Source organism: Microbacterium amylolyticum (genome assembly GCF_011046975.1).
In the GTDB taxonomy this organism is placed as follows: domain Bacteria; phylum Actinomycetota; class Actinomycetes; order Actinomycetales; family Microbacteriaceae; genus Microbacterium; species Microbacterium amylolyticum.
The window spans coordinates 1,877,062-1,897,923 of record NZ_CP049253.1 but is presented as its reverse complement, the minus strand read 5'-3'; the positions used below and the strand labels follow the sequence as shown (position 1 = coordinate 1,897,923).

Sequence of the window (20,862 nt, the reverse complement as noted above, 5' to 3'; positions counted from 1 at the left end):
CCGCCCACGACTGCACGACTCACGATGCCGTACGAAGGAAAAATTGGGGCCAGAGCCCTCCAGATGGCCATTTTCGAGGTGTAGCGCGCGATTATTCCTTCGTACGGCACGACGCCCGCCGGGAACCGGGCGCCAACGACCCGAAGAACGCTCGGAAAGCCCCCGCCACAGTCGTTACCGTTTCGTGACATACCCCCTGATCCCCGGAACGACGCCGATATCGATTTCCATACGTGATTTCGCGGCTATCCCCACCCTTGCCGCGCACGAACCAACCGACTACGTTCCAATTTGTTGCGACCGGCAACATGTTCTCGACGATGAGCCGTTCGACGAAGACGTCGGACAGGAAAGGTGCGGTAGTGCGCAGATTCAACAAGACCGTTTTTGCGGCAGGCGTGACATTAGGGCTCCTCGCGGGCGGAACGGCGGCCGTGGCGAACGCAGACGATTCCGCGCCAGAACATACGGCGCCGGACTCACTGAGGGGCGTAGCGCCCGAGGGACTAAAAATTGGCGGGGCGGCGGCCGGCGGCGGCCACCATGGGGCGGCCGATTACCCCGACCCCTTCCACTTTGACGAGGAATACCGCGAGCTGATCGCCACGGAGTTCTCCTCGCTCACCCCCGAAAACCAGCTCAAGTGGGATCACCTGCGCCCCGCCCCGGGCGAGTACGACTTCGCCGACGCCGACGCCATCGTCGAGTTCGCCGAACAGAACGATCAGGTGGTGCGCGGCCACACCCTGTTCTGGCACAGCCAGAACCCCGAATGGGTCGAGAACGGCGACTTCACGCCGGAGGAGCTGCGCGAGATCCTGCACGACCACATCACGACGGTGGTGGAGCGCTACGCCGGCCGCATCGACCAGTGGGAGGTGGCGAACGAGATCTTCCACGAGGACGGCACGCTCCGGATGGAAGACAACATCTGGTTGCGGGAGCTCGGCACGGACATCATCGCCGATGCCTTCCACTGGGCGCACGAGGCCGATCCGGACGCGCTGCTGTTCTTCAACGACTACAACGTCGAGGGCATCAACGCGAAAACCGACGGGTACTACGCGCTGATCACGGACCTGCTCGAGCAGGGAGTTCCGGTTCATGGCTTCGGCCTGCAGTCGCACCTGGGCACCATGTACGGCTACGACCCGTCGCTGCCCGACAACCTCGCGCGCTTCGGCGATCTGGGGCTGAAGACGGCGATCACCGAACTGGACGTGCGGATGGACCTGACGGGAGGAGAGCCGACACCCGAGATGATCGAGGAGCAGAACGAGTTCTTCGCATTCGTGCTGGAGTCGTGCCTGGCGGAGGCCAGCTGTGATTCCTTCACCCTGTGGGGTGCGTCGGACAAGTATTCGTGGGTTCCTGTGACATTCGAGGGCGAGGGATCTGCGACGCCGTGGACCGACGACCTTGAGCGCAAGCCGGCGTATTACGCGATGTACGACATCTTGCTCGCGGCATCGGGGAACGATTCGGTCGATGATGCGGATGGCGCGGCCGATGGCGGAGCGGCGGACGCGGATGCGCAGGGTGACGCCACGGGCGATGCCGACGCGAGCGACGCTGACGTAAACGCCGGTGCAGACACCGACGCGACGGCAGATGCGGACGTGAACGCTGGCACGGACACCGATGCATCAGCCGATGCCGACGGTGCGGATGGCGCCGCGAACGGGGCGGACGACTCGGCCGCACCGCAGCCGGACGACACCGAGCCGGTGGAGGACACCCCGCAGGCTCCGGTCGATGAAACACCGGTCGATGAGGCTCCGGCCGACGCCGCAGCTGACGACGACCAGAAGACGGACACGTCCGGAACGGACCTCGCAGCAACGGGCGGCTCGGCAACGCCGCTCGTGTTTGGCGCAGCAGGACTGCTGATGGCGCTGGGGCTGACGTTCCTCATCGCGAGGCGCGTGCAGACGCAGAGCTAAGTGCACGTGCGCCCGCCGCTGCCCCCGGAGTGGGGGTGGCGGCGGGTGTGCGTCTACGCGGAGACGCCGGCGAAACCTTCATTGTGGTTTGGCGATGCGCTGCGCAGAGTGAGCGGGACCCACGGCAGGACGATCGGTGAGGCTACCTCCGTCGCATCAGACCGGCACGTTCGAATGCGGTGAGGCACGTTGGGCGTCGACGGTTGCGGTCAATCGTCTCGGCGAGGAATGCGTCGAACTCCGCGCGGGCGGAATCGCCGGTTGCGTACGCAATGACGCGCATGGTCTTGAGGATCGTCGCGGCGTTCCGATAGTTGCGCTTGTCAGCCTCGGTGAGAGTGTCGGTCACGATGTCGCGGTAGATCGGGAGCGCCTCGGCCGGGTGCGTCAGCGAACGCCGTTCGCACAGGCGTAGCCAGGTGCCGGGGCCCGCCTGGATCGAAAGGTTGTCGTTTGCGAACATCCACGCTTCGTCATCGCGCGCCTCATCAAGCAGGTGCCGCACGAAGCCCTTCGCATCCCGACGGCCTGCGACAGTTCCCCCGATGCGATCGCATCGTCGACGAGAAACGTGATGAGCCCCTGGTCCCACCCGCGGCTCTCCAACTCGACCCCGCGGCTCGCATAGGCGAGGGCGTCATCGTGCAGACCGGCTTCTTCGAGGTCCCACACGATCGCGGGCGAGAACGGCCAATCGCTCCAGTGGGTAGCGACCGTAAGGCCCGAGATCCATCTGCTCGATGGCACGGCGATAACGATCGAGGCTCTTCGCGGAAAGTGCCGGCGCATACGCAACGATGTCGGGATCAAAGAAGTCTTGGGTGCCGCCGTAGCGAAACGAGATGAGCCACTTCACCAGGCGCGTCTGCTCCGGTTGCGTCAACGGTGGATACGCGCTGCGCACCGCTTCAGCGTGCGCGTCAAGGAGTTCGCTCACGATGTCACCCTGCAAGCCGGAAGAATCGTCGGAGCGGAGAATCGCCCGGGTGACCAGAACGATGGCGCGCTCAATCACCGGGACCAGCGCGGGCGTGGCCTGCTCCGCCATCCCCACCAGCAACATCGCCGTGGGGTATGCGTCGTCAGCGTATTGATTCGCCTGCCAATAGTCGTAGAAGCGCTTGTGCGGGGAAAGATCGTCATTGACGATGTCGAGAAGCTCGCGGGGGGTCGTCGAGACGCGTCATGACTCCAGTGTCTCTGTTTCCGGCGACGGGCGCACTCGGGAGATCGCCCCGGCTTTTACGTAATCGCCGCCCCAAACACCCCGCGCAGCTGCTCCCGCAATCCCTCATCGTGCACGTACACGTAGGTGCCAAGCATCCCGCGCGTCATGAGCACCACGTAGATGTTCACGATGAGCACCGTGAGCTCGGCCTCGCCGTTGACGACCCCGAGCTTGGGGTTGTTCTCCTTGCCCTTCTTGTCGAAGTAGCGGTCGCGGTCGACACGGATGCGCTGTTCAACGGGATCCCAGAACAGCTCGGGGCCGATGATGACGCCCGCGTAGTTGAGGTCGTAGCCCTGGACGGTGTGGATCGATCCAACCTCGTTCGCAGAAAGCGGCGAGTTGATCCAATCGGTGGTCTTCGAGTTCCAGCGCATGCGGAAGTCGTCGATTTCGAGGTCATACGCCTCGGGATCGGCGCGTGAACGCCACTCATACCCGTATCCGGCCAGCATGCGTGACAGACCGGCTTCACTCTCCCTCTCGGCGATCGCTTCACGCATCTCGACCGGGGAGTCGAAGAAGCGGAAGTCGTACTCGCCCAAGTCGATGGGACCTGACGTTCCCCCGGCGAGCGCGTTCCGCACCCAGCCCACATAGTCCGTTCCGGCCTTCACGCGCATCTGCGTCATGAGGTGGTGCCATCGTCCGGCGCCGCGCGCTTCGCTGCGCAGTGCGCGCTGCGTGTCGAGCGAGATGTCCGCGGGACGTACGCTCTGCCCGCTGTCCATGAGGAAGATCTGGTGGGTGCTTTTCGCGCGGATCCAGTCGAGCTGGGTGTACGCGTCGTCATCGCGCCCAAAGAGCTTCTCGTTGATCAGCCGATAGTCGCGGTTCAGGCCACCCGATGACTGGTTCGCGCGGCGGGTGAGGCGGTGTGATTCGTCGACGATCAACAGGTCGTACTGCTGGTCACTCTTTCCCACGTCGAACTGACTCAGCACCATCTGCTTCGACAGTCCGGGTGTGCGCTTGAAAACCTCGCGCACCGACGTCCGCAGGGACTGCTGCGGGATCACGAACCCGATGCGTAGCCCCTCTGCCAATTGCGGATACCCGCGCTGGAAGTAGTCGGAGAACACGGATTCACTTTCGAAGGCATCGATCTCATCCGCCGTGGCGATGTCGCTCAGAAGCTTGATCAGGTAGATGGCGACGATCGTTTTTCCGGTTCCGGCGGCTCCCTGGATCACAGACATGCTCGATCGCTGAGATTCGAGGTCGTCAAAGAGACCATCGAGGATGTTCTCGACTGCGGCGCGCTGTTCCACGGTGAGCGCCTTGAACGGCGAGAGCTTGAAAAGGTCGCTGTTCTCGATCTCGTGCCGAGTCTTCGCGAACAGCCCCTCCGCTCGTAGCGCGTCGAAGATGTCGTCAAAGCTCTGCTGGTAGCGGCGCCGATCGAAGTAGTCAGCATCGGTGACACCGTCGTTGCGGTTCTGCACCGTGCGCTGGCCGTCGCCACTGAAGTAGCGGATCAGTTGCGATTCCAAATCCAGGCAGGCCGACTTGTTGAACTCTTCGCCGAGCACGATGCGCACGTGCTTCATGTCCCGATTGCGCGACTTCGGATCGCGATGTCGCCGCAGTCGCTTCGCGGCGTTGAGCGTCTCCCCCACGTAGATCGAGCGCTCGTCGTTGAGCAGGTAGACAACCGGCCAGTTGCTGTACTCGACGCGAGATCCGGCGAGACGCGCCACTTCTGCTTCGGTGAACCGGTGCCGCTCGATACTAAAGCTGGTCATACTTCGCGCTCCGCCCACGCGCGGTATCGGCCGGATACTTCGCGCGCGTCTTCGCTAGCTTCGATCGCACGATCTCGATCGGGTCCGCACCGATCCTTTCGGCGAGGAGGAGGCAATACGTCAGGACGTCGGCGAGCTCGTCGCGCACGTTCTGCGGATCCCCCGGCTCACCCCACTGAAACTCCTCCAGCAGTTCGGCGGCCTCGATAGAGATCGACTTCGCGAGGTTCTCAGGACTGTGGAACTGGGCCCAGTCGCGCTCGGCGACAAAGGCACGAAGCTCCTGCTGGACATGTTCGATCGTCACGCGGGTCAGCGTATCGGGTGGTGCGGGTACCAGTGCCAGGGTGCTGGTGCATGGGTCGCGCGTTGCGCGGCTGAACGAGATCCACCGGACAGCCGATGACCGTCTCGAGCGCTTCCTTGGGCGCAAAGAAATCACGGAACGTGGGCTCGACGCCCTCACCGAACTCGACCAAGAGGTCAACGTCGCTTCACTCGGAGTCGAACTGATCAGTCAGAGCTGAACCGAACATTCGCAGACGCACAGCCCAAAACCTCTCGCACACCCACGCGACTTCGTCACGATCAAGCGCGAGGCGGCGAGACGTAATTCTAGGTTCCCACCGCGCCTCGCCAGAGGGGCGCCGCGCTCGCTCCTCTTCTGTCGCCAGCCGCGCGTTACCTACAGTTCAACCACCTGATGAGGGCGGTTGAACCCGTGCATTAGTACCCTTCGATAACCCGACTTTTATCACCGTGAGGACGGTTCGTGATGTCGGGGTGTCTTGACCTGGGGTTTTCTCGCGATGCGGGCCCGTTTCGGGGCACTAATCTTGAGGGGTGTCTCCGTATCTGCGCACCGTGAAGACCGCCTCTGGCGCGACCGCGGTGCAGATCGTGGAGAAGAAGCAGGGCTCGCGGCGGATCGTCGAGCACCTCGGGTCCGCGCATACGCCCGAGGACGTCGCGCTGCTGAAGGCCGCGGGGAGGCAGAAACTCGCAGGCTCCCAGCCCGAGCTGGACCTCGGGCTGGAGCCAGATCCAGACCGGGGTGGACCGTTGCCGATGCGGTTGACGATGGGTCCGCTCTGGAGGTGTCTGAATCTCGCGTTCGATGCGCTTCGGTTTGGCGATGTCGATGGGGCAGATGACGTCTTCCGGCAGCTCGTGCTCGCGCGGATCATCGAGCCGACCAGCAAGCTCGATACCCCGCGGGTGCTCGAAGAGGCGGGTGTCTCATCGGTGTCGTATCCGACGATCAATCGGCGGTTGCCGGTGTTTGCAACCGACACGTTCCGAGATGATCTCGCGCGAGTTCTCGCCTCGAACGCGGAGCTCGGTCCTGCGGCGCTGGTGCTCTACGACGTGACCACGCTCTACTACGAAGCTCACGAGGGTGACGGGTTCCGTGAGCCCGGGTTCAGCAAGGAGCGGCGCCTGGAGCCGCAGATCACTGTTGGCCTGCTCACTGATGCGGCGGGATTCCCGTTGCGGGTTGAGGCGTTCGAGGGCAACAAAGCAGAGACTGCGACGATGCTGCCGACGCTTGAGGCGTTCATGACGGCGCACGGCCTGTCAAACATCACGGTCGTCGCGGACGCGGGCATGGTGTCCAAGGCGAACCAGAAGGCCATCGAGCAGGCGGGGTTGAACTTCATCCTCGGCGCGAAGACCCCGAAGGTCCCGTATGTGATCGAGCGCTGGCGGAACGAGCATCCCGGGGAGCCGATTCCCGACGGACACGTGTTCACACAGCCCTGGCCCGCCGGCCCCACGGATGGCCGACGTGATCAGGTCTACTACTACCGCTACAAGCACGACAACGCTCGCCGGACGCTCAAAGGCATCGCGGAGCAGGTCTCGAAGGCCGAGAACGCCATCGCCGGGAAGACACCGGTCAAGCGCAACAGGTTCGTCAAGCTCACCGGCGGCGACAAGACCGTCAACCGTGAGCTCGAGGACAAGGCACGCGCATTGGCGGGCATCAAGGGCTACGTGACGAATCTCGTCGATGAACCAGCAGAGTTCGTCATCGCTTCGTATCACCGGCTCCTGCAGGTCGAGAAGAGCTTCCGCATGTCGAAGGGCGACTTGAAGGCGCGGCCGATCTACGCGCGATTGCGGGACTCGATCGACGCACACCTGCAGATCGTGATCGCGTCCCTCGCGGTGTCGCGTTGGATCGAAGAGACCACGGGCTGGTCCATCCGGAAGATCGTCCGGACGCTACGCGTCTACCGCGAGGGCGTCGTGACCATCGGCGACCAGGAGGTCGCGACCGCGGTCCCTCTCGACGAGGACGCCGCGGCAGTTGTTGAGGCGATCAAAACCCGCGTCTCCGCGGGGCACTAACCTGATAAAAGTCGGGTTCAACCACCTGATGAGGGCGGTTGAACCCGTGCATTAGTACCCTTCGATAACAACGAAGTCGGGTAGTTCCGCGATCAACCGCTGAGTCTCAAGGCTCACGGTGACGAGGCTCTTAATGAGATCGACGACGTAGCGCGGGTTGTCGTGCTCGCGCAGCCAATCGTTCGGGTCGTTCGTGATGCCGCTCTTCTTGTCGGTCTTCACCTGGTAGCGATCGAGCACCCACTCGAGCGGGCTGCGCCCGCCGACCTTGTAGAGCGCCTCATCTTCCAGGATGCCCTTCAGCGTCAGGTGCGCGTTGTAGCGAATCGTTGAGCGGTCCTTGCGGCTCCCCCACGCGAGCTTCTGGATGCGATAGAGCTCGAACGGATCTTCCGGTGCATCGAGCGTCAGAACCTCGTCGAGGGGGTATGGGTCGACCGACTCGTAGTCGACATGCAGATCCGCGAGCGCACGGCCGATGCGCGCATACTCAGGGAAGCCCTCGACAATCGGGATCCGCGGGAGCATTTTCTGCAGGTCCGCCGCGTACGTCTCGCGGTAGGTCGAATGGTGGAGGAGAGCGTAGACGGCATAGAAGATGTCGTCCTTCGCGGCCGCGTCACCAGCAGGTAGCTCATTGCTATATGCCTCGCGGTATCGAGTGAGCGTCGCATCGGTGATGTTGTCGACGCGACGATAGTCCCCGACAATCTCGCCGTCACTTTCAGCAAGAGCATCAAGGTTAAGAGCGCCGTCTTCCATAGAGGTCGGTGCCCAAACGTGGCGGGGAAAGAGTTGCGTTGCGGATAAAATGTTGAGATCCGTAATGACAGCGACCAGCAACGGTGGTGACGGACGCCGGTCGTCCGCAGTCCAGGAAATTGCGAGGTTCGGATGGTTCGGCGTCGGCCAAAAACGCGGCATCCGGTACACCATTTCGTTCAATTTGGCCGCGCGATCAAAGTAGAGATGCTGCTTCGTGAACGGCCGGTACTGTGCCAGGCGGAAACCTTGTGCGTCGAGGAACGTTGATTCGTTCCTCTTAAGATCGCGAAGATTCGGGCGAGACCACGAACCCTTTGTCCCATCGCGTGAGATCAGCTTCTCAATCGGAGTCTCGTCGCCACTCCTGATGAGTTTCCACGCACGCTCGCGTTCGTCATTGAGGTGGTCAACGTGCGTGCATATGTTCTGGCGCAGGTCGCAATCGCTGAAGTTCCATGCCCAGGCGTCCCGCGATGTCGCGAGTCCACGCGAATAGTCGCGAAATACTCCCGGAGTGTCCATGCCCCCCTTTGTCTCTTTGTCCCCGATCGGCGCCCATGTCCCGAAACGATCATCTCGCTGATTGATCCAGTCACCCGCGGAGTTAGGGGTCAATGTTTCGAGTGTGGTTCCCTCGATTGATCCCTCACGCACGAGCTTGTCAAGCTTCTCCTCACGAGTGAGGTAGTCGCCGACATCTGCGTAGTGGATACGCGCGGCCCCCTGATGCGCGGAGTCCTTGACGAGCACCGTGACGGCGATGCCCGCCTGGCTCCCTTCTCCGAACACGTTGCCAGCCTCGCGCCTGCGCCTCTCCCCCATACTGCGGGCATTCCCTCGAAGGTTGTACACGATCACGTCGCTGAACTCGTTCTCCCAGCTCAGCCGCACCCCGTCAGCCGTCCCACCATCAATGAAGCCCGAGTTCGAAACAAAGGCGATGACGCCCTCATTGCCAAGCCGATCCGTGGCCCAACGTAACGCGCGATAGTAGGAGTCGTACAGGCCGTTCTTGTTCGTCGCCGATGAGAGTTCGACGTACGACTGCTTGACCCTCTCATCTAGGGCCGCGTACTTCGCGTTCTGGCTCGCATCGTTCGCGCTGCTCTGCCCAGACCGATACGGCGGATTCATCACGATCACATCGACTTTCGATGCTCGCTGATTCTCAAGCCGCGCCGTGTTCACCGGGAACACACCACCGGCCAGCTGACTATCCCGCTCATCCATTGCAAAAGTGTCAGTCAGGCTGATCCCTGCGAAGCCTCCCTCAACGGGCTCGATGCCGTTCTCCGCGCACAGTTCGCGGTACACGCTCTCGATGTTGACCGCGGCGATGTAGTAGCTGAGCAGAACGATCTCGTTCGCGAACATCTCGCTCGCGTACTTACGCGAGAGGTCCTCGGGCTTCACGAGACCCGTCTGCATGAGTCGCGTAAAGAACGTCCCGGTTCCGACGAACGGCTCAAGGATATTCACGCCCTCGTCGCTCAGCCGCTTGCCGAAGTGACGGTGCAGGGCCGCGTCGGCGGACCGCAGGATGTAGTCGACCACCTGCACCGGCGTGAAGACGATGCCCATCTTGTCCGCGAGCAGCGGGAACGCCTTCGTAAAGAACTTGTCGTACAGCGTCACGAGCATCTGCTGCTTCGCGCTCACCGTCTCGAGCCCACGGATCCGCTTTGTGACTGTCGCGTAGAACGCCTCGAGCGGCTCGCGCTCGCGCACGAATGCTTGGTTCTCGTGGAACGTCGCGATCACACGCTCCATCGCAACCGAGACAGGGTTGTCTGCCGTGAACGAGTTCTCGGGGAACATCGCCTCGAACACGGGCTTCGTGATCAAGTGCTGGGCGAGAAGTTCGATCGCTTCGCCCTCACTCACCTCGGGATTCACCGTCGCGCGTAGTGCCTTCACGAATTCCTCGAACGAGGCACGATCCCCGCCAGGGGCGTCGACATGCGCGGTGATCAGCGCGATAAATCGCTTCGCAATGTCGCCGATGTCATTCGCCCAGTCATCCCAGTACAGGCGGTCGCCGACCTTCTTCACGAGCTTCGCGTAGACGGCGTCCTTCCAGTCGTCGGCCTCACCCGTTTGGAAGAGCGCTGGCTTCGTGTAACTCGGCCCAGCAGCACCATCCGTGCTCGAGCCACTACCAGCCGAACCCTCAACGTCGTCATCGCGACCGCCGGCGCTACCGATTCCCGGGCCGTCGTCCTTCTTCTTGCTCGTCAGGTCGAGCTTGACGATCGTGACCTGCTCGGGCGGCGTTCCGGTCAGCGTGGCCTGGTTGATCGCCGTGTCAAGACGTTCATCGTGGGCGCGCAACGCCTGCAGCACCTGCCAGACAACCTTGTACCGGTCGTTGTCGTTAAGCGCCTCCGAGGCATCCATCCCGGCAGGAATCGCGATGGGAAGGACGATGTATCCGAGGCGCTTGCCCTGCGCACGGCGCATCACGCGACCGACCGCCTGAACGACGTCGACTTGACTCTTGCGCGGGTTCAAGAACAGCACGGCGTCAAGGCTGGGAACGTCAACGCCCTCGCTCAGACAACGGGCATTCGTCAGTACCCGCGCAACCGGACGGTCGAATTCGTCCGCCTGCGGCTCGTCCTTCAACCAGTCGAGTAGCTCGCCGCGCTGCGTCGCATTCATCGTCCCGTCGACGTGACGTGACTGGACCGTGAGGTTGTCGGTGCGATCATCGTTCAGCGGGTTGGACAGGTGGCGGTCAGCCAGCAGACCAAAGTCGTTCGCAATCCGCCTCGACGTCCTGATGTCTTTGGCGAACGCAACGGCACGCCGCATCGGTTCGTGATCCTCGCCGAATCCGCCGACTTCGACGGTTCCTTCGCGCTTCGCCAGCGCGTTGTAGCAGCCAACGAGCTTCGCGACATCGCCGATCTGTAGCTCGTGGCCGTCCTCGGCCAGTTGGCGTTGAAAGCCCTCGACGATCTGGTCCTCGCTGACGCCGAGAACGACGACCTTGTAGTCGGTCAGCAACTGCGACTGCACCGCCTCGTGGAAGCCGATGCGGTAGAGCACAGGGCCGTACAGGCGCTCGTCATCCATTGAGACGAGCTCAGCGTCCTTCTCGCGCGCTGTGTTCTTCACCTCGGGCGCGAAAATGCGCGGAGTCGCCGTCATATACAGGCGCTTCTCCGCCGAAATGACGTCGTTGTCGTGCACCTTGACGAAGTGCGACTCGTCGTCGTCAGCGAGCGTCACGCCCGTCGTGCGGTGCGCCTCGTCGCAGATAACAAGATCGAACGTCGGCGCGCCCAAACGCTGAGCCTTCGCAACCGCATCGATCGACTGATACGTCGAAAAGACAACGGTCATGCCTTCGTCGACGGCGCCGCGGCTCTCGATCAGATCGGCCAGCTTTGCGCCATCGGTTGTCGCGGGTGCTCCGAGATCTTCGAGCATCACGCTCGTTAGATCGCCGTTCTTCGTGCGTCCGATGTTGATGTCGCTGCCGACCGCGAACGCGTGGAAGCTCATCTCCGGGTCGCGCTCGGCGCTCCACTCCGTGAGCGTCTGCTGCAGCAGCGCCAACGACGGCACCATGAAGAGAACCGTCGAGACGCCGCCGGTGTGCTCACGTGTCCAGCGCTCGGCGAGCTTCAGCGCGGTGAAGGTCTTGCCCGTGCCGCACGCCATGATCAGCTTGCCGCGGTCGAGCGGGCCGCCCTCCGACGGGTCGCGCGTGAACCCCTCGATCACCGAAGAGATGGCGCGGTGCTGGTGTGCCCGCGGGACCTTTCGCTCATGTCGCTGAGGAGCTTTCTGGGGCTCCATCAGCTCGTAGGTCGCCCAGTCAATGTCGCTGTGGCGCAGCTGATCAAGCCCGATCCGGCGTACCGGCTTGGTGCGATTCTTCAGCGCTTCAAGCGCATTCGCGGACCAGTCTCGGACAGTGTCGATCACCAAGCCCTCAGTGAACGGCTCCTTACCCATCGCTTCGAAGAACGAATCGAGGTTCGACTTCTGGATCTTGTGGGCTTCGTCGTAGAACTTCACCTGGATGGCAAGCAAGCCACCACCCTGGATTTCCGCAACGAGGTCGATGCCGAGGTCGGGCCTGCCGTTGCGTTCCGGCCAGTCCTTCCACAGCCAGACCGCGCCCAGCTGGTCTGCCCACTTTGGATCGATCGCCAAGTAATGCTTTGCGAGCTGCTCCAGGTAGTTGCCCTTCATGCGCTCGCTATCGGACAGCTGACGCAACTCAGCCAGCAGATCGTCAAAGGGTGTGTGCCCATCGGGGACGGTGGGAGCGAACGTCGGCCCCAACTTCGATGTGCGCGGTGGGGCCTGATTCGTCTCCTGCATATCGGTGAGTGTACAAGTACCCGGGCGTATGCACCCTGGCGCGCGAGACCGGTGGCTACGACGCTGGTTCGATGCCTCGCGTTCCTTCTGCTGCCGCCACTCGGGTCGGGTCGCAGATCGCCTTCTTCCGGACGAGGCGCGGCATGACGCAGGATCAGCTGGCCGTCACGAGCGACATCGATTCGTCAAACATCCGCAGCTATGAGAGCGGCCGCGCGATGATGAACGTGCACTCGCTGATTCGCATCGCCGAAGCGCTGCACGTCGAGCCCGGCGACCTTCTCGAAGGCGTGACATCCGACATGTTCCCGGCGACCCAGCGTCGCACTGGTTGATTCACGGGACATGACGCTCACGCGCCTGAGCGAAGTCGGCAAGCTTCTCGTCCGCTCCCGCTAACACCCCTCAGCTGGTCAGGTACTCCGCCAACCGGTCCAGCTCCCGCGGCGTCATTCCCTGCGCACGCAAGTACGCGCGCACCCCACCATGATCACGATCGATCCGGCTGAGAACGTTCTCGAGAACGGGCGCGGGGCTCAACGACACGATCTCCATCAGCCCCGGCGTCAGCTCGATCCCGCGGCCGGTCATCCTCTCGAAGGTGCCCTCCACCCACTCACCGGCAAGGTTCGCCTCCGTGGCCGCATAGTCCGCCACAACGGCGTCACGATCCACCCCGGCCACCGTCAGCGCGAACGCCACCACGAGCCCCGTGCGATCCTTGCCCGCCGTGCAGTGCACCAGCACCGGGTCATCATCGTGCGCGATCACCCGGATCGCCGATGCCAGCTGCTGTCCGCGCTCCTCCACGATGTACTCATACATCGGCGCCAGCGCGACCCCCCGCGAGATCTGCTTCTCGGGAGCGGCATCATCAAAAACCGACACGTGATGCGTCTGCACGTTCAGCCCGTCCAGCGCGTTCGGCGACATCCGGCGCTCGATCGAACTGCGCAGATCAACGATGTGCCGCACACCCAGCTCGGTCAGTTTCTGCCGTCCGTCATCGCCGATGTTGTGCAGGGCATCGGAACGAAACAGCCGCCCCCACTGGGTGGCGCCGCCGCCCGCCTGATAACCGCCCGTGTCGCGCAGGTTGTACGCACCGCGGATCTCATGCAGACGCTGATCGCTATCGAAAGGCATGCCATGAGGTCTAGCACGCCGATCGAAACCACGCGAGACGTTACACATCGCCATGATCGGGAATACGTTGATATTCCGCGCCGTTTCCCCCTTTTGTGCCCCATCGGCACACGCACGCTCAGCGTGCTCGACGCCCCACCGTCTGCGGTTGTGCCCCGCGAATACGCTTCCTTCGCCGTTCCGTCCGGTGCCACCACCTAGATGGACGGCTGCGCCGCGATCTACCCCGCGATCGCCGCGATCTTCGTTGCCCAGTTCTTCGGCATCGAACTGTCGATCATCCAGTACGCGCTGATCGTTCTCGTCTCGGTGGTCGGTTCGGCCGCAACGGCCGGAACCACCGGCGCCACCGTGATGCTCACGCTGACCCTGTCGACCGTCGGCCTCCCCCTGGAAGGCGTCGGCCTGCTGCTGGCCATCGACCCGATCCTCGACATGGGCCGCACGGCCCTCAACGTCACCGGTCAGGCCCTGGTCCCCGCCATCGTCGCCAAGCGCGAGGGCATCCTCAACGAAGACCTCTACAACGCACCCCGCGAGGGCCTCGCGTTCCAGGACGAGGATGACGACGAGGAGCTCGACGCCTCCGCCGATCAGGCAGAAATCGAGGCCGCACGGGCATAGCCCAGCCGGGCTGAGGGGCGGGGACCATCCAGGTGGTCCCCGCCCCCTTTCCTCTTCCTCGCGCAGCGCGCTACGCGTATCGATCGCGAGCTCTTCGGCGTCCATCGCCACGAAGAGCTCCCGCATCACCTCTTCCGACAGCGTGCCCGCGCGGCAGGCGGCGATCAGTATCCCGGCGCCCTGGTTCTCGAGCACCGTCGACAGCACGCGCGGGAGCTGCAGGCCGACGTACGCGAATACGAAGCTCTCCAGCAGAAAGTCGACCGAGTGCCACAGGGGCTTTTCCTGCTGCCGTTGCGCGTAGGGGGTCCGCGGCTGGTGGTAGCCCACGTAGAAGCCCATCGCGACAACCGCCAGAACACCGGATCCGCCGGTGTGCTCGGCGATCGCATATGCGCCGAACGGCATGAGCAGGCCGAACGTTCCTGTCACGGTGGCGTCGTTGATCAGGCTCTCGCCGCTCAGCACGTTCATCACCCGGCGCGGAAGACCCAGCGTTCGGCCGATCGCCGCAGCCGACACGGCGTCGGGCGGGCCGACGATCGCGCCCAGCAGGAGGGCTCCGGCCAGCGTCAGCTCGGGGATGAGAAGCCACGCCACAACCCCGACGACAACCCCCGTAACGGAACCGACGAGAACCAGGAAGAGCGTGGGGTCTATGGGCTCATGGCTACGCGCGCAGATCCTCACCTCGGAGGAGCGCCAGGCCACTCGCACAGAAACATCACAAAACGGTAACTATGCTCTGTAGTGATGAGCCAACCGATCCTCACCGACGAAGCGCCGTCTTCGCCCGCGGCACCAAAGACGGGCTCAACGTGGCGCCCAGACATCCAGGGCATGCGAGCCCTGGCCGTCGGCCTCGTCGTGCTCGCCCACGTCGATGTTCCCGGCCTCAAGGGCGGATTCATCGGCGTCGACGTCTTCTTCGTCATCAGCGGGTTCCTCATCACCCAGCTGCTGCTACGCGAAGTGGCCCGCACCGGAACCGTCTCGATCACCGAGTTCTACGTGCGCCGCGCCCGCCGCATTCTGCCCGCCGCGGCCCTCGTTACGGTCGTGATCCTGACCTACGCCGCCATCGTCCTGCCGGCCGCGCGCGCACAACAGACGGCGATCGACGCCGCCTGGTCCAGCGTCTTCCTCTCCAACTGGAGCTTCGCCGCCGACCGCGTCGACTACTTCACCCCCACTGATCCCAGCCTGTTCCAGCACTTCTGGTCGCTGGCGGTGGAAGAGCAGTTCTACCTGGTGTGGCCGCTCGTCGTCCTCGCCCTCGTTCCCCGCGTGAACCGGCGCGTTTTTGTGGGCGTCACCGCCGCGCTCTTCGCCGCCTCGCTGGCGTTCTCCGTGTGGTTCACCGCCGCCGACCCCGTTCCCGGCTACTTCCACACCGGCGCCCGCGCTTATGAGATCGCTGCCGGAGCTCTGCTGGCCTGCGTTCTCAGCGCACCGCTGCGCACACGGTGGCGTCATGCCATCGGCATCACCGGGCTGCTGCTGATCGTCGCCGGGACGCTGACGTTCTCCGACGCAACGCCCTTCCCCGGATCCCTCGCCCTCGTGCCCGTGATCGGAACCGTCCTGCTGCTCTCCGCCGGACCAGACACGTGGACCGGCCGAATGCTGTCCGCTCCGACACTCCGCTACATCGGCGATATTTCCTTCTCGCTGTATCTCTGGCACTGGCCGGTCACTCTCGCCGTTCAGACGGCTCTGCCCTACGGCTCCCCCTACCTGCTGCGCGTGGTGCTGACCATCGCGATCTCCCTCGGCCTGGCGTCGCTGACGTTCCACTTCGTCGAGCGCCCCTTCCAGCAAAAGCGCGTTCCCGCCCTCTCTCGCGGCCGGACAACGCTGTGGATGTGGCCGCTGAGCGTGATCGTGATCCTGGCCGTCGCCCTCTCCACCGTCGGTTTCGCGCAGAACAGACAGGAATCGCAACAGGCTGCCGCAGAAGAGTTCTTCGACGAACACGGTTTCCAGAACCTCGAAGCCGAGGATCTCGATGGCGTGCAAAGCGAGCTCACAGAAGCCGTTCGCACCGCCGAATCAGGTGCTCCGATCCCGCCCGACTACGACGCTGATGCGCTGCGTGATGCCCAGTGGTCCGACCTCGCCGGACGCGACTGCTACGCCAGCGGCGGCTCCGACGACCTCGACGAGCTCTGTTTCTTCGGCGACACCGAGGCCGAGACCACGATTGCGCTCGTCGGCGACTCCCACGCCGGAATGTGGCTGCCCGCGCTCGACATCCTCGGCCAAGACCACAACTTCCGCGTTGTGCTGTTCGTGAAGCTGTCGTGCGGCGCCTACCCCACCACGATGCAGTCGCCCACCCACGATCAAGCCGAGTGCGACGACTTCCGCGACTACACCGCGGCGCAGCTGGACGACCTGGGTCCCGCCGCCATCATTGCCAGCGCCCGCGGCCAGTTGCACATGGACGAGCTCGACGGCGTCAGCACCGACGTGCAGTGGACAGAGGCCGTCACGGCCGGTATCGAGCGCTACTCCGAGATCGCCCCGCGTGTCATCGCCCTCGGCGACGTTCCCGCCCGCCCCGAGGCCGAACCGAAGGACTGCGTCGAGGCCCCCAACGCAACGCAAGACGCGTGCATCGTCACCGGTGACAGCGTGGAAAAGACCAGCAACATCCTCACCCGCGCCGCCGCAGAAGCGGCCGGAGCCGCCTACGTCGACACCGAGCCCCTCGTGTGCAGCGTCGACGCGGGCTGCCCCCTGTTCGTCGGCGACACCCCCACCTACGGCGACGACTCGCACCTCAACCGCCTGTGGGTGGAGTACGTCGCCCCCGCCCTCGGCGACGAACTGACCGAGGTGCTGCCGTAACGGCAGAGAGACGCTCGGGGCAGTGTTCTTGCTGCTCGGGTCACGGTCGCGAACGGGATGCGAAACACCGCGAGGCAGGAATAACTCCGACACGTGATGTGTTGTCAGGTGAAATGAGCTCCTCGTCTACGCCCGCGCTCTCCGTTCTCGATCTCGTCCCGGTTCGCACGGGGCAGACAACCCCGCAGGCCATCGCCGCGTCGATGCTGCTCGCGAAGAAGGCCGATGATCTGGGCTATCGGCGCTACTGGTTCGCCGAACACCACAACATGAAGGCGGTGGCATCGACCACCCCTCCCGTGCTGATCGCGGCGGCCACCGCTCACACATCGCGCATCCGGCTCGGATCGGGTGGGGTGATGCTGCCCAATCACGCGCCGCTCATCGTTGGCGAACAGTTTGCTGCCCTGGAAGCGATCGCGCCGGGGCGCATCGACCTGGGCCTCGGCCGCGCGCCTGGCTCCGACCCTGTGATCACTCAGCTGCTGCGGCGATCCGGAACGACGAGTGAAGCGCAGCAGTTCCCCGATCACGTGCGCGACATCCAGGAGCTGATGAGCCCCGAGGGCGCCACGGTACGGTTCACGTCCGGCGGCACCTACGCGGTAACAGCAACCCCGGCCGCGACCAGCTCGCCCACCGTGTGGTTGCTCGGCTCAAGTGACTTCTCCGCGCAGCTCGCCGCGCAGATGGGCCTGCCCTACGTTTTCGCGAACCACTTCGCCGGAGAGGGCCTGGAGCGGGCGATGGCCCTCTACCGCCAGGGCTATCAGCCCTCGGAACGCCACCCGGCCCCGGAATCGTTCGTCACCGCCAACATCGTCGTCGCGCCAACAGAAGACGAGGCGTTCGAGCGTGCGCTGCCGCAGATGCGCCAGTTCGCGCGTCTGCGCACCAATAAGCCCATGCGGCCGATCGAGACAATCGACGAAGCCAAGGCCGCGGCCTCGGATGCGCTCGAGGACTCGTTCATCGAGCAGATGCGCCGCCGGTGGTTTATCGGAACCCCCACGTCTGTCGCTCAGCGCCTTCGTGAGTTTGCCGAGAAGAACGAGGTGGCCGAGATCATGGTCTCCTCGGGCGACGGCGCGTACGCCGACGAGCCGCTGGACGAACCGACCGGTCGCGCCCAGACCCTGGAGTTGCTCGCCGACGCGATGTAACGCCCACCCACCTCAGGCGGGGTCTGCTCCCGAGAGAAGGTCGCGCAGCCAGTCACGGGCATCGGCAAAGCTGGCGTCCGCGTACCGCGGGTTGTAGCGGTTCTGCTCGTGGTCGGCCCGGGGGTACGAACCGAGGTAGATCACGTTGGGGCTGAACCTCTTCAGGCCCATGAGTGCGTCGGCCATGCGCTCATCGGCGATGTGACCATCGGCGTCGATGACGAAGCGGTAGCGGCCCAGGCGGTCGCCGATCGGCCGCGACTGGATGAGGCTGAGGTTGATGCCGCGCGTTGCGAACTGCTCGAGCATGTCGACGAGCGCCCCGGGCACTTCCTTCGGCAGCTCGACGATGAGTGATGTTTTGTCGGCCCCGGTGCGCGCGGGCGGTAGCGCCGTGCGGGTGACGAGCACGAAGCGCGTGACCGCGTCGGGGTTGTCGCCGATTCCCTCGGCCAGGACCTCAACGTCGTAGTGGTTCACAACGCCGGGCGCGGCGATCGCGGCCTGTGCGGGCAGGGTGCCGTCGAGCACGCCAATCGCGCTGGCGACATTGCTGGCGGCAACAACGGGGCTGTGTCCGGGGACGTTCTTCCCCAACCATTCAAGGCATTGCGCATACGCGACGGGGTGGGCGGCCACCTCGGCCACCTGATCGAGCGTGGTGCCGCGCGGAGCGACAAGGACGAAGCTCACGGGCACGAGGTACTCGCCGATAATCCGCAGACCCGGCGTGTTCGCCAGGGCGTCCTGGGCGCTGGAGACACCACCCTCGACGGTGTTCTCGATCGCGATCATTGCGGCATCGGATCGCCCGGATGCAACGTCGTCGAGAGCCGCGCCCACGTTGGCGACGGGATGCCAATTCTGGCCCTCCGCCTCGCGCACCTGCCCGAGCGCAGCCTCCGTAAAGGTTCCCGCAGGCCCGAGGTAGCTGTACGTGCGGGTTCCGGCGGAAGCTGTCGACATGCTTGAAACTCTAATGCGGTGTCACGAGATCTCGCGACGTACGGCACGCCCTGGCAGACTGGCACCATGACCAGTCGAGCAGGACTTCCCGCAGAAGCCAGCGACCTGACAGACATCGACGCGCTGATTGCGGCGTACTACGATCTGCGCCCCGATCCACAGGTCGCCGCGCAGCGCGTGGCCTTCGGTACCAGCGGCCACCGCGGATCCAGTCTCGCGACCGCGTTCAACGAGGATCACATCCTCGCGACGACGCAGGCGATCGTCGATTATCGCGCGCAGCAGGGCATCGGCGGACCGTTGTTCCTCGGACGCGATACGCACGCGCTGTCGCTTCCGGCGGAGCACACAGCGATCGAGGTGCTTGTGGCCAACGAGGTCGATGTTCGCATCGATACGCACGATGCGTGGGTGCCGACCCCAGCGCTCAGCCACGCGATCATTGCCCACAACGTCGGCAAGTTGACGGACGACCCCGGTCTCGCTGATGGCATCGTCGTAACCCCCAGCCACAACCCTCCGCAGGATGGCGGTTTCAAGTACAACCCTCCGCACGGTGGCCCCGCCGACACGGATGCAACGAACTGGATCGCGGATCGCGCCAACGAGCTCATCGCGGGCGGCCTCGAGGGCGTCAAGCGCGTGCGCTTCGCCGATATCGAGCGCGATCACATCGCCAGCTACGACTTCCGTGATGCGTATGTGCGCGATCTCGGCAACATCATCGACATGGATGCGATCCGCGACGCCGGTGTGCGCATTGGCACTGACCCCATGGGCGGCGCGTCGGTGGAGTACTGGCAGCTGATCGCCGAGGTCTACGGAATCGACCTGACGGTGGTCAACCCCGATGTCGACCCCACGTGGCGCTTTATGACCCTGGACTGGGACGAGAAGATCCGCATGGATCCATCGTCGCCGTCGGCGATGGCGTCCGTTGTGGCGCGTAAGGACGAGTTCGACGTTCTCACCGGCAACGATGCCGACGCCGACCGTCACGGCATTGTCACGCCCGACGCGGGACTGATGAACCCGAACCACTATCTGGCCGTCGCGATCGAGTATCTGTTCTCGCACCGTTCCGGGTGGGAAGAGAACTCGGCGGTGGGCAAGACGCTTGTCTCGTCGATGATGATCGACCGGGTCACCGCATCCCTGCGGCGCACCATGCTTGAGGTTCCCGTCGGATTCAAGTGGTTCGTGCCGGGCCTGATCGACAGTTCTGTCGCCTTCGGCGGTGAGGAGTCGGCGGGTGCGTCGTTCCTGCGCCGCGATGGCGGCGTATGGACAACGGACAAGGACGGCATCATCCTCTGCCTGCTGGCGGCCGAAATCATCGCCGTTACCGGGAAGACTCCATCGCAACGATATGCCGAGCTCGAGGCCGAATATGGCGCGTCGAGCTATGCGCGCGTTGACGCGCCGGCGACGCCCGCGCAGAAGGCGGCGCTGAAGAAGCTTTCGCCGGAGGACGTCACGGCCGAGACTCTGGCCGGCGACCCGATCACGGCCAAGCTGTCGCATGCTCCGGGCAATGGTGCGGCCATCGGTGGACTCAAGGTGCAGACCGAGTTCGCGTGGTTTGCCGCGCGCCCGTCGGGAACAGAAGACGTGTACAAGCTGTACGCCGAGAGCCTCAAGGGCCCCCAGCACCTTGCCGAGGTGCAGCGCGAGGCTGCGGCGATCGTGGATCAGATCCTCGGCGCCTGACCCGCACATACGCACTGGGCGTCATC

The 20,862-nt window shown here is 64.1% G+C and carries 13 protein-coding genes and 3 pseudogenes; 8 read left to right on the top strand and 8 right to left on the bottom strand.

Annotated elements, in window-relative coordinates:
• Nucleotides 1-362 precede the first annotated feature (362 nt).
• The gene (locus G6N81_RS09220) at nt 363-1,943 is read left to right on the top strand and encodes a glycoside hydrolase family 10 protein (protein WP_241244940.1); all 1,581 of its coding nucleotides are present in this window, start codon (nt 363-365) and stop codon (nt 1,941-1,943) included.
• A gap of 142 nt (nt 1,944-2,085) precedes the next feature.
• Here the strand turns inward: G6N81_RS09220 and G6N81_RS09215 are convergent, their stop codons facing one another.
• The 4 genes from G6N81_RS09215 to G6N81_RS09200 all read right to left on the bottom strand — a co-directional run bounded on the left by G6N81_RS09215 (nt 2,086) and on the right by G6N81_RS09200 (nt 5,223).
• Complete coding sequence (locus G6N81_RS09215) at nt 2,086-2,448, bottom strand: hypothetical protein (protein WP_165135962.1); 363 nt, start codon at nt 2,446-2,448, stop codon at nt 2,086-2,088.
• A 132-nt stretch (nt 2,449-2,580) separates the two neighbouring features.
• A complete protein-coding gene (locus tag G6N81_RS09210; RefSeq protein ID WP_165135959.1) occupies nt 2,581-2,991 on the bottom strand; it encodes a hypothetical protein in 411 nt (136 codons plus the stop codon).
• Between the two features lie 194 nt (nt 2,992-3,185).
• On the bottom strand, nt 3,186-4,916 hold the full coding sequence (locus tag G6N81_RS09205) for a DUF2075 domain-containing protein (protein ID WP_165135956.1): 1,731 nt from the start codon (nt 4,914-4,916) through the stop codon (nt 3,186-3,188).
• A complete protein-coding gene (locus tag G6N81_RS09200; protein ID WP_165135953.1) occupies nt 4,903-5,223 on the bottom strand; it encodes a nucleotide pyrophosphohydrolase in 321 nt (106 codons plus the stop codon). Before G6N81_RS09200 ends, G6N81_RS09205 begins: the two co-directional genes overlap by 14 nt.
• 46 nt (nt 5,224-5,269) lie before the next feature.
• On the opposite strand from G6N81_RS09200, the gene G6N81_RS09195 reads away from it, so the two are divergent.
• Together G6N81_RS09195 and G6N81_RS09190 are read left to right on the top strand one after the other, a co-directional pair.
• The gene (locus G6N81_RS09195; RefSeq protein WP_165135950.1) at nt 5,270-5,443 is read left to right on the top strand and encodes a hypothetical protein; all 174 of its coding nucleotides are present in this window, start codon (nt 5,270-5,272) and stop codon (nt 5,441-5,443) included.
• 316 nt (nt 5,444-5,759) lie between these two features.
• Complete coding sequence (locus G6N81_RS09190) at nt 5,760-7,271, top strand: IS1634 family transposase (protein WP_420901781.1); 1,512 nt, start codon at nt 5,760-5,762, stop codon at nt 7,269-7,271.
• 51 nt (nt 7,272-7,322) lie between these two features.
• Here the strand turns inward: G6N81_RS09190 and G6N81_RS09185 are convergent, their stop codons facing one another.
• A complete protein-coding gene (locus tag G6N81_RS09185) occupies nt 7,323-12,374 on the bottom strand; it encodes a type ISP restriction/modification enzyme (protein WP_165135947.1) in 5,052 nt (1,683 codons plus the stop codon).
• Between the two features lie 71 nt (nt 12,375-12,445).
• Here G6N81_RS09185 and G6N81_RS09180 point away from each other — a divergent pair, with 71 nt between their 5' ends.
• The gene (locus G6N81_RS09180; protein WP_165135944.1) at nt 12,446-12,709 is read left to right on the top strand and encodes a helix-turn-helix domain-containing protein; all 264 of its coding nucleotides are present in this window, start codon (nt 12,446-12,448) and stop codon (nt 12,707-12,709) included.
• 70 nt (nt 12,710-12,779) lie between these two features.
• Here G6N81_RS09180 and G6N81_RS09175 read toward each other — a convergent pair.
• A pseudogene (locus G6N81_RS09175) lies at nt 12,780-13,430 on the bottom strand (tyrosine-protein phosphatase); the annotation flags it as partial.
• Nucleotides 13,431-13,622: 192 nt separating this feature from the next.
• On the opposite strand from G6N81_RS09175, the pseudogene G6N81_RS09170 reads away from it, so the two are divergent.
• Nucleotides 13,623-14,144, top strand: a pseudogene (locus tag G6N81_RS09170) (dicarboxylate/amino acid:cation symporter); the annotation flags it as partial.
• A 243-nt stretch (nt 14,145-14,387) separates the two neighbouring features.
• Here G6N81_RS09170 and G6N81_RS09165 read toward each other — a convergent pair.
• A pseudogene (locus tag G6N81_RS09165) lies at nt 14,388-14,744 on the bottom strand (cation:proton antiporter); the annotation flags it as partial.
• Nucleotides 14,745-14,897: 153 nt separating this feature from the next.
• On the opposite strand from G6N81_RS09165, the gene G6N81_RS09160 reads away from it, so the two are divergent.
• Nucleotides 14,898-16,997, top strand: coding sequence for an acyltransferase family protein (locus tag G6N81_RS09160; RefSeq protein ID WP_165135941.1), 2,100 nt, complete (start codon nt 14,898-14,900; stop codon nt 16,995-16,997).
• 113 nt (nt 16,998-17,110) lie between these two features.
• Nucleotides 17,111-18,160: an LLM class flavin-dependent oxidoreductase gene (locus G6N81_RS09155; protein WP_165135938.1), complete on the top strand. Its 1,050-nt coding sequence runs from the start codon at nt 17,111-17,113 to the stop codon at nt 18,158-18,160.
• A gap of 12 nt (nt 18,161-18,172) precedes the next feature.
• Here the strand turns inward: G6N81_RS09155 and pheA are convergent, their stop codons facing one another.
• A complete protein-coding gene (gene pheA / locus G6N81_RS09150; protein ID WP_165135935.1) occupies nt 18,173-19,126 on the bottom strand; it encodes a prephenate dehydratase in 954 nt (317 codons plus the stop codon).
• Nucleotides 19,127-19,192: 66 nt separating this feature from the next.
• Between pheA and pgm the strand changes: the two genes are divergently transcribed.
• Nucleotides 19,193-20,836 carry a phosphoglucomutase (alpha-D-glucose-1,6-bisphosphate-dependent) gene (gene pgm / locus G6N81_RS09145; protein ID WP_165135932.1) on the top strand — a complete coding sequence of 548 codons (1,644 nt, stop codon included), beginning with the start codon at nt 19,193-19,195 and terminating at the stop codon, nt 20,834-20,836.
• The last annotated feature ends 26 nt before the right edge of the window (nt 20,837-20,862 follow it).

Excerpts from the sequence above, each read along its gene's own strand:
- G6N81_RS09160 (WP_165135941.1), top strand. The coding sequence starts at position 14,898 with ATGAGCCAACCGATCCTCACCGACGAAGCGCCGTCTTCGCCCGCGGCA.
- G6N81_RS09205 (WP_165135956.1), bottom strand. The coding sequence starts at position 4,916 with ATGACCAGCTTTAGTATCGAGCGGCACCGGTTCACCGAAGCAGAAGTG.
- G6N81_RS09180 (WP_165135944.1), top strand. The coding sequence starts at position 12,446 with ATGCCTCGCGTTCCTTCTGCTGCCGCCACTCGGGTCGGGTCGCAGATC.
- G6N81_RS09185 (WP_165135947.1), bottom strand. The coding sequence starts at position 12,374 with ATGCAGGAGACGAATCAGGCCCCACCGCGCACATCGAAGTTGGGGCCG.
- G6N81_RS09210 (WP_165135959.1), bottom strand. The coding sequence starts at position 2,991 with ATGGCGGAGCAGGCCACGCCCGCGCTGGTCCCGGTGATTGAGCGCGCC.
- pheA (WP_165135935.1), bottom strand. The coding sequence starts at position 19,126 with ATGTCGACAGCTTCCGCCGGAACCCGCACGTACAGCTACCTCGGGCCT.
- G6N81_RS09155 (WP_165135938.1), top strand. The coding sequence starts at position 17,111 with ATGAGCTCCTCGTCTACGCCCGCGCTCTCCGTTCTCGATCTCGTCCCG.
- pgm (WP_165135932.1), top strand. The coding sequence starts at position 19,193 with ATGACCAGTCGAGCAGGACTTCCCGCAGAAGCCAGCGACCTGACAGAC.